At 77.7% G+C, this 16,218-nt stretch carries 10 protein-coding genes; 4 read left to right on the top strand and 6 right to left on the bottom strand.

Features of this window, described 5'->3' with window-relative positions; translation table 11 throughout:
* The first annotated feature begins 9 nt into the window (after positions 1–9).
* The 4 genes from ACWGB8_RS16205 to ACWGB8_RS16220 are packed head-to-tail and all read left to right on the top strand — an operon-like array spanning position 10 to position 6,807.
* Complete coding sequence (locus ACWGB8_RS16205; protein ID WP_452214118.1) at positions 10–1,329, top strand: AAA family ATPase; 1,320 nt, start codon at positions 10–12, stop codon at positions 1,327–1,329.
* On the top strand, positions 1,326–1,922 hold the full coding sequence (locus ACWGB8_RS16210) for a bpX5 domain-containing protein (RefSeq protein ID WP_452214119.1): 597 nt from the start codon (positions 1,326–1,328) through the stop codon (positions 1,920–1,922). The genes ACWGB8_RS16205 and ACWGB8_RS16210 overlap by 4 nt, the downstream gene beginning before the upstream one ends.
* The gene (locus ACWGB8_RS16215; RefSeq protein ID WP_452214120.1) at positions 1,919–3,625 is read left to right on the top strand and encodes a hypothetical protein; all 1,707 of its coding nucleotides are present in this window, start codon (positions 1,919–1,921) and stop codon (positions 3,623–3,625) included. The genes ACWGB8_RS16210 and ACWGB8_RS16215 overlap by 4 nt, the downstream gene beginning before the upstream one ends.
* Positions 3,622–6,807 (top strand): bpX6 domain-containing protein, encoded by a 3,186-nt coding sequence (locus tag ACWGB8_RS16220; RefSeq protein ID WP_452214121.1) that lies wholly within the window; start codon positions 3,622–3,624, stop codon positions 6,805–6,807. Before ACWGB8_RS16215 ends, ACWGB8_RS16220 begins: the two co-directional genes overlap by 4 nt.
* Before the next feature lie 368 nt (positions 6,808–7,175).
* Here the strand turns inward: ACWGB8_RS16220 and ACWGB8_RS16225 are convergent, their stop codons facing one another.
* The 6 genes from ACWGB8_RS16225 to ACWGB8_RS16250 form a co-directional block, all read right to left on the bottom strand.
* The gene (locus tag ACWGB8_RS16225; RefSeq protein WP_452214122.1) at positions 7,176–7,556 is read right to left on the bottom strand and encodes a hypothetical protein; all 381 of its coding nucleotides are present in this window, start codon (positions 7,554–7,556) and stop codon (positions 7,176–7,178) included.
* Between the two features lie 607 nt (positions 7,557–8,163).
* Positions 8,164–8,994 carry a hypothetical protein gene (locus ACWGB8_RS16230; RefSeq protein WP_452214123.1) on the bottom strand — a complete coding sequence of 277 codons (831 nt, stop codon included), beginning with the start codon at positions 8,992–8,994 and terminating at the stop codon, positions 8,164–8,166.
* Positions 8,995–9,177: 183 nt separating this feature from the next.
* A complete protein-coding gene (locus ACWGB8_RS16235; RefSeq protein WP_452214124.1) occupies positions 9,178–10,485 on the bottom strand; it encodes an MFS transporter in 1,308 nt (435 codons plus the stop codon).
* Positions 10,475–11,146 (bottom strand): flavoprotein, encoded by a 672-nt coding sequence (locus ACWGB8_RS16240; RefSeq protein ID WP_452214125.1) that lies wholly within the window; start codon positions 11,144–11,146, stop codon positions 10,475–10,477. Before ACWGB8_RS16240 ends, ACWGB8_RS16235 begins: the two co-directional genes overlap by 11 nt.
* Complete coding sequence (gene lanKC / locus ACWGB8_RS16245; protein ID WP_452214126.1) at positions 11,139–13,784, bottom strand: class III lanthionine synthetase LanKC; 2,646 nt, start codon at positions 13,782–13,784, stop codon at positions 11,139–11,141. Before lanKC ends, ACWGB8_RS16240 begins: the two co-directional genes overlap by 8 nt.
* Positions 13,785–14,430: 646 nt before the next feature.
* Complete coding sequence (locus ACWGB8_RS16250; protein ID WP_452214127.1) at positions 14,431–15,879, bottom strand: WGR domain-containing protein; 1,449 nt, start codon at positions 15,877–15,879, stop codon at positions 14,431–14,433.
* Positions 15,880–16,218 lie beyond the last annotated feature (339 nt).

A 16,218-nucleotide genomic window follows, 5' to 3' on the forward strand; every position in this document is an offset into this window, starting at 1 on the left:
CCGGTGCTCGTGACCGACACTCCCGCCGCTTCCGCCCCGCAGGACCCCGCGACCCCGCAGGACCCCGCGACCCCGTACGACGCCGCGCACGCGCCGTCGTACCCCGCGACCGCGCCCCGGCCGGTGCCGGGAGCGGCCGCCGCCACCGCCGCCACCGCCGCCACCGCCGCCACCGCCACCGCCGCGGGCGACGCGGAACGCGTGGCCGCCGCCGTCGCCGCCGCGGGCCGGGGCCTGGTCGAGCGCGAGAGCATCGCCGAGGTCGTGGCGCTGTGCGCAGTGGCCGGCGAGCACCTGCTGGTCGTCGGTGCACCGGGTACGGCGAAGTCCGAGGCGGTCCGGCGGGTCGCCGACCGGCTGGGCGGGCGCTACTTCGAGTACCTGCTCGGCCGGTTCACCGAGCCCAACGAGCTGTTCGGTCCCGTCGACCTGCGCCGCCTGCGGGAGGGCCGTGTCGAGTTCGAGACCACCGGCATGCTGCCCGAGGCCGACATCGCCTTCCTCGACGAGGTGTTCCTCGGCTCCACCGCCGTCCTCAACACCCTGCTCGGGCTGCTCAACGAGCGGGTCTTCCGCCGCGGCGCGACCGAGTTCGCCAGCCCGCTGCGGGTCTGCGTCGGCGCAACCAACCACCTGCCGGACGATCCCGCGCTGGCCGCGTTCGGCGACCGCTTCCTCGCCCGGGTGTTCGTCGAACCGGTCGCCGACGCCCGGCTGGAGGAGCTCCTGGAGGCGGGCCGCCGCCCGGCCGACGCGCCCCTGCCCGGGCCGCGGACCGGCGCGGCGCCGGACGGCCCCGGCCTGCTCGGCGCGCTCGACCGGCTCGCCACCGCGGCCCGGGCCTGCGACCTCACCGAGGTCACCCCCGCCCTGGCCACCGCGCTGCGCCGGCTGCGCGCCGCCGGAGTGCCCGTCAGCGACCGCCGGGCGGTGCGCTCCCAGCGGCTGGTGGCCGCGGCGGCCGTCCTGGACGGCCGCGCCCACGCCACCACCCGCGACCTGTGGGTGCTACCGCTGATCGCCCCCACCGCCGACGCCCAGGCGCTCGCCCGTGACACCCTCGCCGACCTGATCGCCAAGTCCGCCAACCACAGCCTGGTGCACGCCGCGGAGGAACTGTCGCGCAGCGCCCGCGCCCGCGCCGAACGCCTGGCCCAGTCCGCCGCCGTCCTGCTCGCCGAGCACGGCGGCCTCCCGGCCGGCCCCGACTCCCGGCTCCGCCTGGAGGCCGCCCTGCGCGAGATCGACGCCGGCTTCGACGCCGACGACCTGCCCGCCGCGCTCGTCGCGATACGCGCCGACCTGGTCGCGGCGGTCTCCCCGAGGTGACCTCCGCGACCCCGCCCGCTCCGTCCGCCGTTCCTGCGTCCGCCGTTCCTGCGTCCGCCGTTCCTCCGGCCCCCGCCCCGGCGTTCCCGCTGCGCTGGGAGCGCCGCGAACCGCCGCTGCCGGCCGCCGCGGTACTCGCCCTCGGGGACGCCCTGCCCGCCCTGGCCGCCGCGACCCGCACCCGGCTCCTTGCGGGCGCCCGGCTCGCCGTCCTCGCGGACGACGCCGCCCTGCTCGTCCTGGGCGCCGCGGCCGAGCTGCCCTGGGCCGACGGCGCGCGCTACCTCGGGCGCGACGCCGACCTGCTCGTCCCCACCACCGCCCGCCCGCTGCCCGCCGCCCCCGCTCTGTGGCGCTCCGCCCTCGGCGCCCGGCCGGGCCTGCTCTGCGCCCTGGTCCCCGGCCACGCCCTGGTCGCCGACCCGCCGCCGCCCGCCATCGACCCCGCCGCCCTGGACCGCTTCCTCCGCCCCGCGCCCGCCGTCCGGGCGACCGCCGTGCCCGCCGCCCCGGTGACCACCGCCACCGAGCCCGGTCCGGCGGAGGCCGCCGCGCGGCACCCCGAGCCGCCCACCGGGAGCCCCACCCCATGAGCACCGCCCTGCCCACCGCACTCGCCCCTTGGTCGGCCGCCCTCACCGCCCTCACCCCCGAACTCGCCACCGCCCTGGGCCCGCTGCTGCGCCGCCTGGACGCCCTCGTCGCCGAGCACGAGCCCGCCGCCCGCACTGCGGGCATTCCGGACGGCTACGGCTCGCTCGCCCGCACCGGCCGCCCGGACCAGCTGCTGCCCTCCGAATGGCTGCTCGCCGACGAGTTCCCCGACGAGTTCCTGCGCCGCCTGGTGGATCGCGAACTCCTCCACCTCGCACCCGAGTTCACCACCCCCGTGCCGACCGGCCGGATCGTCGTGCTGGCCGACACCGGCCCCGGCCAGGCCGGCGCCGCCCGGCTCGTCCACCTCGCCGCCCTGCTCGTCCTGCACCGCCGGGCCGCCGCCCGCGGCACCGAACTGCGCGTCGGCATCCTCGGCGACCTCGTCGGCACCTGGCTCCCCGGCGACCTCGCCGAACTGCTCCCGGACTGGCTGGAGGCCCGCCGCCGCACCGACCCCACACCCGAGGACGTGCAACGCGCCTGCCGGGACCTCGACGCCGCCGACCGGGTCTGGATCCTCACCTCCGACCACCTCGCCACCCGGCTCCCCGCCGGCACCCGGGCCCTGACCGCCCGCCCGGCGCAGTGGGACGACACCGGCGCCACCTGCGTCGACCTCCGCATCACCACCGGCACCACCGCCCCCGTCACCGCCCGGCTCGCGCTGCCCGCCACCGAGATCGCCGTCCGGGCCCTGCGCGGCGCCGGGTTCCGCCGGGCCGCCCCGGCCCGGAGCACGTGGCCCACCGGAGTGAGCACCGCCGAACTGCCCGTCTTCACCACCGCGTCCCGCACCCTGCTCGCCCGCGGACACGACCCCTGGACCCTCCTCGCCGTCCGACTTCCCGGCACCGACGAACGGCACGTCACCACGATCCGGGCCCGCCGCCACGACCTGCCCGGCCCCGCCCTCGCCGCCGGGCGCAACGGCCGCCGCCTGATCGTCCTGTGCACCTGGGGCCGCCAGCTCGTCCCGTACGTCAGCGGCCGCCGCTTCTGCGAGCGCGGCGAGTACGTGGTGGGGGACTCCGCCGCGTTCGGCCTCGACCGGGCCGCACTGGACGCGCTGCTCTCCGAGCCCGTGCTGCCGCTGCTGGTCGACGGCCGCGACCTGCGCCTGCCGGTCGGCGGGTTCTGGTGGCGGATCGGCCCGGACGGCGTCCCCCGCGAGGACGGCCCGGTCGGCCCCGAGGGCGGCCCCCACCCGGCGGACGTGCCCTACGAGGGCGCCCGGGACACCCGCCTGCACCCCGGCACCGTACCGCCCGAGGCCCGGGGCGCCCGCCACGTGCTGCACGGCGCCGGCGCCGTCGCCTGGAGCACGGACGGCCACCGCTGGGAGCTGCACGACCGCAACGGCAGGCGGCAGACCGTCACCCTCAGGGAGAAGGCCGACGTTCTCGGCCCGATCCACGACATCGACGGCGCCGCCCTGATCACCCTCAGCCGCAAGGACCGGACGGTGCGCCAGGCCCGCTCCACCGGCCGGCGCACCCTCAGCCGCTTCGGCAGCGCCACCGGCCGCCCGGCCCTCCACCCCACCGAGCCGCTGATCGCCGTCCCCACCGGCCCCGACCGCATCGTGGTCGGCCACGCGGGCACCGGCCGGATCCACTACGTCGTCGGGAGCGAGCAGTGAGCACCACCGGGGCACTCCCGCCCGCCCCCGACCGGACCGCCCCCGACCGGACCGCCCCCGACCGGACCGCCCCCGCCCCCGGGGCCTTCCGCGGCACCGTCGACGCCGCCGGCTTCGTCCTCGACACCCCCGTCACCGGTCCCGCCGAGGCCGCCGCCCGCGTCCTGGACCACTGGCGGGACGGCGCCGACCTTCGCCGACTGCCCGACGGACGCTGGCTGCTCACCCTGGCCGCGCCCACCGCCGTCCGCGCCGACCGGGCCCCCGGCCTGCCGCTGCGCCGCACCGCGGGCGCCCTGGTGGCCCTCGGCACCGACGCCACCGACGCGCCCGCCGGACACCTGCTGCTCACCACCGGCGGCCACACCGCCGCCCACCCGATCGCCGGCCTCCCCCTGATCGACCCGGCAGGCTGGCTCGACCCGGGCGGCCTCGCCGTGCACCGACTCGGCGCGGTCGGCACCCCGCCGGCCCCCGACCGCGTCCTCGACGACCTCGCGGTCCGCGGGGCCCCCGACCTGCGCGCCGCGGCCGGCCTCGGCGCCCGCTCACGGACCGCCGGGCGCCTGCTCGGCGAGACCGGCCGCCCCCGCCTGCTCGACCGGCTGCCGGCGCTCCCCCTGCCGCGCCTCGGCCGGCACAGGACCCAAGCGCGGGCGTCCGGCGACACCCCGATCCGACCGGCCCGGCGCCGCCGCTCCGCCCGGCGCGGCCCCCTGCTCCCGCGCAGCGCCTCGGCGACCGGCCGGACGATGCGCCCCCGCGGCACCTCCCGCCGACGGCCCCTCGCCCGCCTCGGCGGGCTGCTGCTGGCCGCGCTGCACCTCCTGCGGGTCGCCCTGGTGCTCGTCGCCACCCTCCTCGGCTTCGTCGTGGTCTGGGCAGGCCTGGCGGTCATCGCGGTGCGCGCCGTGTACGGCGGACCGCAGGCGTCCGGCTCCCGGCTGCTGCTGGCCTCCGCCATCGCCCTGGTGCTCGCCGCCTGGGTCCTGCGCACCCGCGGACGGGCCGCGGGCGCACCCGGCGGCGGCACCGGCGACCACACCGGCTCCGCCCCGGGCCGCCGCCCCGGTGCGGCTCCCGGCGCCGCCGGCCGGACCGGCCGCCCCCGCCCGCCACTGCTGCGCGGCCTGTTCGCCCGACTCACCCTGCGCACCCCCGCCGCCCACCTGGTCCGCGGCCGCCACGCCCGCTACCTGCACCGCCTCGAACGGGCCTTCGCGGAACAGCGCTGGGAGGACGCCCTGCGCGACGCCATCCAGCTCGCCGGCCCCGGCAGAGCGGACGGCGCCGCCTGGCTCAGCCTCGGCCTCCCGGCCCGCCGCGCCGGCGCGCTCCGCCCCAGCCCCGGTACCACCGCCGCCGGAGGCAGCTCGCTGCTCTCCGGCCCCAGCGTGCACCAGCACCTGACCGAGCTCTACCGCCGGGCCGCCGAGGCCCTGGAACGCGAGGGCCGGATCGACGAGGCCGCCTTCGTCCTCGCCGATCTGCTGCACCTGCCCGCCGAGGCGGTCGCCCTGCTCGACCGGCACGGCCGCACCGCCCAGGCCGCCGACCTGGCCGAGGGCCGCGAACTCGACCCCGAGCTGGTGGTCCGGCTCCGGTGGCGGGCCGGCCACCGCGAACACGCCGTACGCATCGCCCACCTGCGGGGCGTGTTCGCCGTGGCCGTGGAACGCCTCGGCCCGGTGGACCCGGCGGCCGCCCGCGAGCTGCGGCTGGCCTGGGCCGAGCACTGCCGCAGCTCCGGCGACCGGCTCGGCGCCGTCGAGGCGCTCTGGCCCGAGGAGAGCCTGCGACCCTCCGCCGCCGGCGACCTGCGCGAGGCCCTGGCCCTCGGCGGACCCACCGGCGGCCGGGCCCTCGCCCACCTGCTCGCCCTCGGCGAGGGCGCCGACACCGCCGAGTGGGCCCGGCGCATGATCGACGGCGCCGAACCGGCCACCACCGGCGGCCGGGCCGCCCTGCTCACGGCGCTGGCCGACCTCCGGGCCGCCGACCCGGCGGTCGACCGCGAACTCGCCACCGCCGCCGCCCGCGCGGCGGTCCGCGACGGTGGCTTCGGCACCCAGGACGGCTCGGGCACCGAACGCGCCCGCTTCGAGCGCCTGCTCAAGCGCGCCGACCCGCTCGCCGCCGCCGACCTGCCCAGCCCGGTCCGCCCGGGCCGCAACCCCGGGGCACCCCTGGAGATCACCGCCGCGGACCGGCCCGGAACCCTCCCGGTCCTGGACGCGGCCGTCCTCGGCTCCGGGGCCCTGCTGGTCGCCTGCGGCCACGCAGGCGTGCGGCTGCTCACGCCGGACGGCCGGACCAAGGCCCGGTGGGACGTCCCGACCGACCGGCTGGTGCTCGCCGACCACGGCGGCAGCGCCCTGCTCGTCGCCGAGTACGACGAGGCCACCGAGATCGCCCGCCTGGACCTCGCCACCCGGACGGTGCGGCCCTGGGCCACCCTGCAGACCACCGGCCCGCTGTCCGGCTACGACGGCCGCCACCTGATCGCGGTGGACGGCCGCGGCATCGTGGTGCTCGACACCGCGGCGCCGCGGCCCACCGTCGTCTGGCGCGAGCTCGGCGGCGGCCATGCGCAGGCGGAGGAACGGTGTCTGACCGTGCCCGCCCGGACCGCGGCGCAGTGCTCCGTCGTCGTGGCGACCCGGCCCCGGTGGGGCGCCGGGACGACGGAGTGCCGGACCTGGGAGCTGCCGGGCTGGCGGCTGGTCTCCCGCCCGGCGCTGACCGACGAGGAGCTGGAGCCGGGCGGCGCCTCCATCGGCCACACCGCGCTGGCGGGCGGCGGGCGGATCCTCACCACCGCCGAGCCCGACCCGGGGCGCACCACCCTGCGCTGGTACGGCACCGGAGGGCCGGGCTCGCTCACCGTCGCGGGCGCGGCCGTGGCACCCCCGGTGACGGACGGCGACGACTGGGTGCTCACCGTCGCCGACCCGGACGGCGACGGCACCGGCACGCTGGTCGCCCACGCCGGCCGCGGCTACCAGGCCCCGGCCCTGACCGCCCGCTTCCCCGCGGCGGCTCCCGGCCCCGGCGGACGCCCCGCCCCGGTCGGCGTCCGCCGCCTCGGGGGAGCGGTCACCTACTGGCACCGCAGCGGCCGGGTGCTCGCCGTCGCCGAGGACGGCAGCGTGCTCGCCAACCTCCGGGTGGCGGCCGACTGACCCGGCCGGCCCGGGCGCCGGCCGTCCGCCGCCCGGTCGGCAACCCCTCGGGCTCGGGGACGGCCGACGGTGGATCCGATCGGTCTGTCCGCGAAGGGAACTGGCGAAGCGTCAGGCCGAGCGCGCGGGCGCCCGGCCGACTTCGCCAGGATGCCCGCGGCGGTGCCCTCCGGCGGGGGAATCAGTGCATCGCGTGCAGGTCGTCACCCGCAGTCGGCCCTGTCGGCGGCCCTGCCGGCGGCCGTGTCGGGGCTGCGGGTGGTTGTGGCGGGTGTCGGGTGGTGTCGAGCAGGGGCAGGCGGACGGACGGGGGGCACGTGCTGCGTGGGAAACGTGCCCACCCGTCCGCCCGTCGGCGGCCGGTCCGGTCAGACTCCCGCCAGGCGGCAGCCGAGGAAGGAGCTCAGCAGTTCCGCGACCGAAGCGGCGGAGATCCGGTGGGCGAGTTCGGGGTGTTCGGCGAGCAGCGGGGCCAGCCGCTCCTGGAGGGCGGTGACGCAGGCCCCGACGTCGTCGGCGGTCCCGGTCACCGGGCAGAGCGGGCTGCCGATGATCTGCGGGTACGCCGTCACGACGGCCCTGAGCGCAGCCTCGACCGCCGCGGTGTCGACGGAGGCCGTCGACGTCGCGGTGTGCCGCGGCGAGTGGCCGGAGTCGCCGGCCATGGCCGCGCCGGCGCCGGCGAAGAGCAGCGTTCCGGATGCGACGACTGCAACGATTCCTGCGGAGACTTTCTTCACGAGAGCCATTGGCTCCACCTCGGATTGGCCGTGCCGATTCCTTGATGAGCGCCGTCCGGGGGGCGGAGGCGCCTGCGGCGCTGGTGAGCGCACTCGAACGGCCGGGCTGCGAAGGGGGCTTGGTCCTCGCCCGCTCCTCATGGAAGCCGGCCGTCGTCGGACAGTTCCAGCCCAACACGTCCAGCCGCGGCGCGCATCCGGAGCGCTCGGCCCGCCCGATCCCCCGCTCCATCCGGCCGGATGCGGCACCGGGGTATCGGCCGGTGCGTGCGGCGACGGAGCGTATCGGGCGTGCCGTCGGGCCGGGTGGACGGGGCGTAGCAGGCCCGACGGCTGTCGCCCGCCACGGCCCCCGCGCCGGGCGGGTCCGTCTGCCGTCCGGGCGCTCGGCGTACGGCATCTGACGGAGGGGCAGTGGAGGATGTCACAGCTCCACTGCGGCGAGCGCGAGTTGGGCCCGAGCGACGAGGCGCGTGCGGGCGGCCCAGCGCCATGCCCTGTCCGGCCGATCTTGCCGGACAGGGCCAAGTCCGGACAGGGCCTGGTCGCGCGGGCCGCCCGGGGCGCCGGCCGACACCGCCGGGCGGAGGCGGCGCGCCGGGCCGTGCCGGCCGGGTCAGGAACCGAGCGGGGTGTCCGGCGTTGTGCCGGCCTGGGCCTGCTCGATGCGCTTCGCGAGCATCGTGGCGAGGCGCTGGGTCAACGCGGGGTCGACGGGGCCGCCCTCGGTGGAGACGGTCGCCACCACGGTGCCCGCGCGCAGCACGAACGCGACGCCGTCCTGCCCGCCGGAATTGCCCTGCCAGGCGCGGCTCTCGGTGCCGATCACGGTCAGCTCGACCGTGCGGTACCGGCTGTCGCCGAAGGAGGCGTACACCTCCTTGAGCTTCTGCTGGGCGGCGGCCTTGTCGGGCAGCGTCTCGACCAGGAACCGGGCGGTGGTGTCGCCCGAGGTGAACCTGGCCTCGCCGCTGAGCGGCTTGCCGTTGCAGGCCGCGGCGTTGGCGGCGCAGTCCCCGGTGTGGTCGGCCCGGTCGACCCGGCGCTTGTCCTGCTCCCAGCCGGGCAGGGCCGCCTGGTCGGGCATCAGCGCGACGACCGTCCGGTAGTCGAGCACCGGGGTCGGGGCGTCCTGCCAGACCTGCGGCGTGCTCGCCCCGGTCGCGCCGCCGCTGCCCGCACCGCCGCCCCCGCCGTTGCCGCCGCCCCGGCCGCCACCGTTGCCGCCGCCCCCGCCGGCACCCGAGGGGGCGGCCTCGCCGGACGGCGTTCCGGCGGGCGCCGCACCCGTGGCGGGCGCCGAACCCGCGGCGGCGGAGGCCTTCGCCCGGTCCTCCCCGGCCTTGGCCGCCGAGCCGCCGGAGCCGCTGGACCCGCAGGCCGCCAGGGCTCCCAGCAGCACACCCGTCGCCGCGACCGCGGCCACCTTCCGTCCGACCGGCCTCATCGTGCTCTCCCTCACGCCCGCCCACCCTGTCCGTGGACCGCCAATGACGGCAGCCATCATCGCCCCCCGCCTCCCCGCCCCTGCACCCGCCCCCTCCGTACCGCCCCGGGGCCCCTCCGCGCTGCCCCCGGCCCCACCGGGTGAGCCGGGCCCGTGGGAGGGGCAGGTCGCCGCCGTCCGGGCTCACGGATCCGCGTCGCCCGGCGCCGGAGCGGGGTGCGGCGGGGGCGGGTGCCGCAGGCCGGGCAGGAAGGCGAGCGCCAGGACGACGACCAGGACGCCGGTGAGGACCGCCATCGCGGTACGGGTCGACGCGTGCTCGTCGAACCAGCCGGTGGCGAGGGTGGCGAACGGGTACAGCAGGCCGCCGACGAGCAGCAGCGAGCCCTGCACCCGGCCCATCAGGGCGTCCGGGACCAGGGCCAGGACCCGGGCGTTGGTCCGCACCACGACCGCCGGGCTGACCAGCGCGATCGCCGCCGTGCAGAGGGTCATCACCAGGGGCGACGGGCGCAGGGCGGCGGCGCCCGCGACGGCGGCGATCACGGCGGTGACGGTGCGCAGCAGGCGGGCGTCGGAGACCCGCGGGAGGCGCGGGGCGAGCAGCGCCCCCGCCACGCCGGCCAGGGCGGTCGCGGCCAGCGCGAGCCCCAGCGACTGCGGGCGGTCGCGGCCCGCGACGAGGACGAGGACGAAGGTGACGCCCGCGGTGGCGAAGTTGACCAGGGCCGACCAGGCCAGCAGCGCCCGCAGGTAGCGGGAGCCGAGGACGTACCGCAGGCCGTCGGCGACCGCGGTCCGCAGCCGGGGCCCGGGTGCGCCCGGTCCGTCGGCCCGGCCGGTGGTGTCGGCGCCCCCGCCCAGCGGTCGGCGGACCGTCAGGACGAGGGCCAGCGACACCAGGTAGGTCACGGCGTCGAGCAGGAAGGGCGTGGCCGGGTGGAGCCGGTACAGCGCGGCGCCGAGCAGCGGGCCGAGGAACTGCACGGCGTACGCCTGGCCCTGGCCTGCGGCGACGGCCGCGTTCAGCTCCCGGCGCGGTACCAGCCGGGGCAGGGCGGCCGAGCCCGCCGGGATCGCGAGGGCGGTCAGCAGCCCCTCGGCCGTGGCGAGCGCGGTGACGGCCGGGAGCGGGCCGTCGCCGCGGAGGACCAGCAGGCCCAGCAGCGCCACGACCAGGGCCCGGCCCGCGTCGGCGGCGATCAGGACGGTCCGGCGGTCCAGGCGGTCCGCGAGCGCACCGGCGGGCAGCTGGCTCGCGAACACCGCGAGCAGCCGTACGGTGGCGACCAGGCCGGCGGCGGACGGTGAGCCGGTCCGGTCGAGGATCCACAACGGGAGGGCCAGCAGGGTGAGTTGCGACCCGAGTGCGGACAGGCCGGCGCCGAGCCAGAGCTGCCGGAAGTCCCGGTGCCGCAGTGGTCCGGCCCGGTGCGGGCGGCGGCGGGCGGGGGAGCGCGGCCGGTCTCCCTTGCCGAGGTCAACCGCCATCGGCCCGCCCCCCGTCCGGTTCGTGCGGTCTGCCCGGCCCATCCGGCCTGCCCGGTCGGCCCGTCCCGCTCGCCCCACCGGCCGCGCCCGGTTCGTCCGTCCCGCCCGCCCCGTCCGGCTCGGGGAGGGTCCGCCACCACGCCGCGACCGCCTCCGCCGCCGCCTCCGGTGGCAGCAGCCCGCGGCCCTCCACCACCCGTCCGCTCCACAGCTCGTACACCTCGCCGGGCTGCGGATCGACGACGACGTGCCCCTCGGCGCGCAGCGCGGCCACATGGCGCCGGGTGGCGGGCTTGTCCCACATGACGGCGTTCATGCTCGGCAGGAACAGCACCGGCCGCGGATGGGCCAGCAGCGCGGTCTGCGCCGGGGAGCCGGCCAGCCCCAGGGCGGCGCCGGCCAGCAGGTTCGCCGTCGCGGGCAGGACCGCGAGACCCCGCGATCGCAGGGCGAGTTCGGTGGGGTTCAACCGGTCGTCCGGGCCGTAGCACTCGTCGGCGTGCCAGGCGAGCGCCTCGGCCCGCAGGAACCGCTCCGCACTGTGGGTGAGTAGCAGGCGCAGCGGCGCCGGCACGCTGCGGCGCAGCCGGACCAGGTAGCCGGGCAGGTCGAGCACGGCGCTCGCCCCGCAGGCGATGACGGACAGCGCGTCGTCACGCATCCCGGCCTCCCGCGGCGGTCGGCAGGACCGCACCGGGTACGGCGGGCAGCAACTCGTCCAGGGTGTAGTTGAAGTCCGCCGAACCGCGGTGCAGCCGGTCCAGGACGAGGGCGATGCCTGCGCTGCCGGTCGCGAAGTCCGTGCTGTAGCGCAGCAGGCTCTCGCCCGGGAACGCCAGGCCCTCCGGTCGGCGGCCCGCCATCGAGAGGATCGCCCGGGCGGCCCGCTCGGCGGGCTCCCGCAGGTCGGGCCGGTCGAGCAGCCGGGCGCAGTCCAGCGCCAGGTTCGTCGGGCCGGCCATGCCCCGGTACAGGCCGGTGGTGACGGTCGCCTGGCCGACGCCGCGGTGCAGGATGCCGTCGAGCGCCCGGCGCAGCACGGCGTCGTCCGGCAGCAGGCGGCGGTAGCGGACGACGGCGGTGCCCACGCCCGCCGAGCCGCGCAGCCAGTACGGGGAGTACACCGCGCTGCCGACCCGGCCCGGGACGGCGAGCGTTCCGTCGTCCTGCGGCACGGTCTGCGCGAGGTCGTGCTCCAGGGCCCGCCGGCCGATCCGCAGGTACGCCGGATCACCGGTGGCGAGGGACAGGTACAGCAGGAACGCGGCGACGCCCGAGGAGCCGTGCGCGTAGCCGACCTGCGGCGCCCGCCCGGTGGCGTCCGGCCAGAACAGGCCGCGGCCGGCGTCCCGGGCGGCGGCGATCAGCCCGTCGCCGATCCGGGCGGCCTCCTGGAGGTAGCGGTCCCGCCCGGTCCGCTGCCGGACGGCGAGACAGGCCAGGCCGAGCCCGGCCGCGCCGGTGGCGAGGTCGGCCGGCAGGGCGCTCTCCGGGGCTGCCGCGCCGCCGAGCGCGCGGTCGAGGACGGCGGCGCCCCAGTCGTGCTCGCCCGCATCGCAGAGCGTCCAGCCGACGCCCGCCAGCCCGAAGCAGAGCCCGGGCGGGAGACGGTCGAGGGCCGGTTCGCCGCGGGTCATCCACGCCCGGATCGGCTCCGGGAACCGGCCGGTGACGCCGTGTACGGCCCGCAGGACCCCGGCCGCGCCGTGGGCCACCGACCAGGGGTTGGTGCGGAAGACCGCCGGGTCGGCGGGGAACGGCCGGTCGTCGCGCTCCGGCGTCATGACCGCCTCGATGAACGCCACCGCGTCCGCCACCGCGCCGGGCAGGTCCAGCTGCTCCTCGGGCGCCTCGTCGAGCGGCAGCCCGAGCGTGCGCAGCAGTCCGTCCACCGGCCGGCGCAGCAGCCCGGCGACGTGCCGGGTGGAGCGGGCCAGCGCGGGCGGGTCGAGCGCGAGCAGGGTGTTGCGGGGCAGCAGCATCGCCAGTTCTACCGCCGCCACGGCGTAGCCGTCGAACGCCCGGCCGTCGGTCGGGCCGGTTTCGCCGGTGGCGTCCTTGCGGTCGGCCGGAGCCGGCGGGGCGAACCCCGGCGTGCCCGGCTGCCGCCCCTGGCGGGCGTGCACCCGCCGCACCGACTCGAAGTCGATCAGCCGCACCCGCAGCGTCCCCGGATCGACCAGGACATTGGTCAGCGACACGTCGCCGTGCACCAGGTCCCGGGCGTGGCAGACGGCGAGGGCCTCCCGCAGGCCGGCCACCACCGTGTCGACCACCCGCGCGTACTCGGCCGCCGCCCGCGCGCTCGGGTCGTTGGAGGCCACCGGATTGCGCAGGCCGATGAAGCTCACCAGCGCCTGCCCCTCGACGTACTCCTCGGCGAGGAACAGGTGCTCCCACTCCTCGAACAGTTCGAACGGCTCCGGGGCCACCCCGGTGCCGCGCAACCGCTCCAGGGCGTCGAACTCGCGCCGCAACCGCACCTGCGCGTCCGAACCGTCCTCGGCGAACGCGGTGTGCGGACGCGCCTCCTTCAGCACCACCGGCCGGCCGTCCGCGACCCGCCGCGCCAGGTACACCCCGCCCGCCCCGCCGTAGTGCAGCGACCGGGTCACCTCGTACCCGTGCAGGACGTGCGAGGCCGGGGCGGCCGGCGGCTCCTCCTCGAACAGCTCCGGCACCCACGGCGGCCGCCGGTACACCGGCACCCGCTCGTCCGCCCACCGCTGCCCGTCCGGCCCGTGCAGCACCGGCAGCGACGTCCCGTCCGCCGCCACCGCCCCCGACGGAGTGAACTCGCCGTACCGGTAGTACAGGCAGCCCGAGTCGCCGTAGCGGCGGTCCGTCAGCACGTACGGCCCGCGCACCCCCGCGAGCGGCCCGGCCAGGCGCGCCAGCAGCTCGCGGCACTGCTCCGCGGACCGCGGGTAGACCACGACGACCTTGCCGATCTGCCCCGGCGGCCACCACCGCGCCGCCCCCAGCCGGACCAGCCGGGTCGAGCGCAGGCACTTGAACGTGAACGGCGTCCGCCGGAACTCGGCCGCCACCGCGCGCAGCGCCGCCGGCGCGTCCTCGGCCACCGCCGAGACGTGGATCTTCCAGCCGTGCGCGGGCAGTTCGGGCCCGGTCGGCGGCCGACACCGCGCCCACACCCCCGACGCGGTGACCTCCCCCTCGGCGCCCACGAGTTCCGCGAGCTCCTCCTGGAGGTCCGGGACGAACGGGGCCCGGCCCAGGGTCTCGAAGAACAGCGGATCGGCCACGGAGAAGGCCTGGTACTCGTCGAATCTGCGCATGACGCGCTCCTCGCTGACAGCGGGACAGGAAACGGAGGTGGACCCGGGCCGGACGCCCTCGGCCGGTTGTCCGGCCCGGGTCGTTCAGGGGTGGGTCAACAGGCGTTGCTGACACCGCTGGAGAGGGAGCACACAATGGCGGCAGGGCCGAACAGGCCCCGCTCGACGTCGTCCTCGTCGAGCGCGAGGCCGATCAGGGAGAGCACGTTCTGCATCCGGGAATTCACCTCCTCCCCGGTTCGGAGGCGGCCACCGCATCCGGGCCGGCCCGCGTCGGTACCGGCCCGGACGGGTGAGGTCAGCAGGCGTTGCTGATGCCGCTGGAGAGGGAGCACGAGACACCCACGGGTCCGTACAGGCCCCGCTCGGTGTCGTCCTCGTCGATCACGAGGTCGATCAGGGAGAGCACGTTCTGCATCCGGGAATTCACCTCCTCCCACCACGGTCACGCCGGCAGCCCCGGCAGCGGACCCGATCGACGACCGGGCGCTGCTCCACTGTCACCCGCCCACCGTCCCGACCGACTGAGGCACCGGCCCCGCCCCGGTCCCGGGCCCTCGGGCACGCTCCGTCCGGGAGCCGGGAAACGGTTCCGCCCCCGACCCGTTTCCCGGGCGGGGGCGGAACCGTACGGACCGGGGCCCTCCTACAGCAGGCGCTTGATGTCGCCGCGGGTGCGGTAGAAGCCGCCGCTGCCGGACTCCACGACCTCGGTGACCAGGTAGCGGGCGCCGGCCACGCGGATGTCCTTCGGGAACTGCACGCGGCGGGCCGGGTCGAAGCCCTGCGCGACCACCCGGACGCGCAGGCGGGTGCCCTCCTGCACGCACTCGACCTCGATGCCGGTGGCCGCGCCGGCCGAACCCGCCGTCACCGACTCGACCTCGGCGCTCGCCACGGTCGCCGTCCAGCCGCTGCCGTCCACCTCGGCGGCCTTCGGGAGCGTGCCGTCCTCGGCCGCGCTGACCGCCTGCTCACTGGCGTCCAGGCAGGCCAGCGAGCCGTCGGTGGTCACGATGTACAGCCGGCCGTCGCGGTACTGCATGCTGTACGCCGAGCCGCAGCCGGTGCCGAGCTTCCAGAGCCGGGTGCCGTCGGCCGCGAAGCAGTAGACCGAGGAGTGGTTGTCCCCGGCGAAGACGTAGCGGCCGTCCGGCGAGGCCGCGCAGGAGAACACCGCGGCGTCGCAGCGGTAGCGGGCCACCTCGGAGCCGTCCGCCTTGCGCAGCCGGTGGACCCAGCCGCGCGAGGTGCCGGCGAAGACCTCGTCGCGCTCCTGCCAGCCGAACAGCACGTCGCCCTGGGTGGCGGTGTGCCACACCGGGTCGCCGCCGCGGGCCTCGTAGCGGCCGACGCCGCGCGAGTGGCCGTGGTACACGCCGTCGTCGTCGCAGCGGACCATCCAGCCGTCGGTGCCGGTGGCCTTGCGCCGCCACTGGAACTCGTCCTCGTGGTCGACCGTGGTGATGCCGCCGCGGGCGTCGGCGACGCCGAGCACGCCGTCGTGGATGTCCAGCCAGTAGATGTCGACGTCCTCGGCGATCTCGTACGCCACCCGCGGCACCTTCCCGCCGAGGTCGTACACCTTGCCGTCGTCGCAGCCGGCGTAGATCCACCAGTCGTCGGCGACGATGCACTTGACGCCGTCGGGCAGCCCGTAGCGGCCGGTGACCTCGCCGTCGTGGGTGAGGGTGTAGACGTCGCCGCGCTCGTTGCCGACCCAGGCGTGCTCCTCGCCGACGAAGATGCCGAACGCCGCCGCACCCGAGCGGAACCGCCACAGCACCGGGGCCTGACGGGCGGTCGAGCCGGTGCTGACGATCGCCCGGCGGGTGACCGCGCGCCGCTGCCGGACCCCGCGGACGGCCGGGGCGTAGCCCTTGCGGACCTTCTCGCCGATCTTCTTCGCCGCCGCGGCGGCGGCCTTCTCGGGCGTCGGGTAGGAGGTGGTCTTGGCCTGGCCGCCGTCACCGATCCGCCCGTAGGTGATGGTCACGTCGGTGCCCGCGACCTTGACCTCGTAGAACTTGTGGGCGCTGCCCGAGTCCTCGGACAGCTCCAGGTAGGTGACCTGTTCGTCGGTGGCGACCGGCATGGCGGAGGGCCCCTTTCGGGCGGTGGCGGAAGCGGTGTCGTCCGGGCGGTGCCCGCCGACACCGCACAAGCTAGCCACCCGCACCGACAACCCGGCCGGCAGCCCCCGCCCCGCATGCGCGGCCTACCCGGCCCGGCGCAGCCGACCGACGACACGTCAGCGGCGGCCCTCGTCGGCGGTCCGCGCCGTCCCGACGCGCGCTCGCGCCGCCGGAGCCCCCTCGGCCGGAGGGTGAAGTCGATCACTTCGCACCCGGCATTCGAACAAGGTGGCGAGACGGTGTGGCACGCTGCGACCAGCAAGTGAGGGTTCACGCCGGCCTCGGCCGGTGCATGGGGA

Source organism: Kitasatospora sp. NPDC054939 (genome assembly GCF_053610105.1).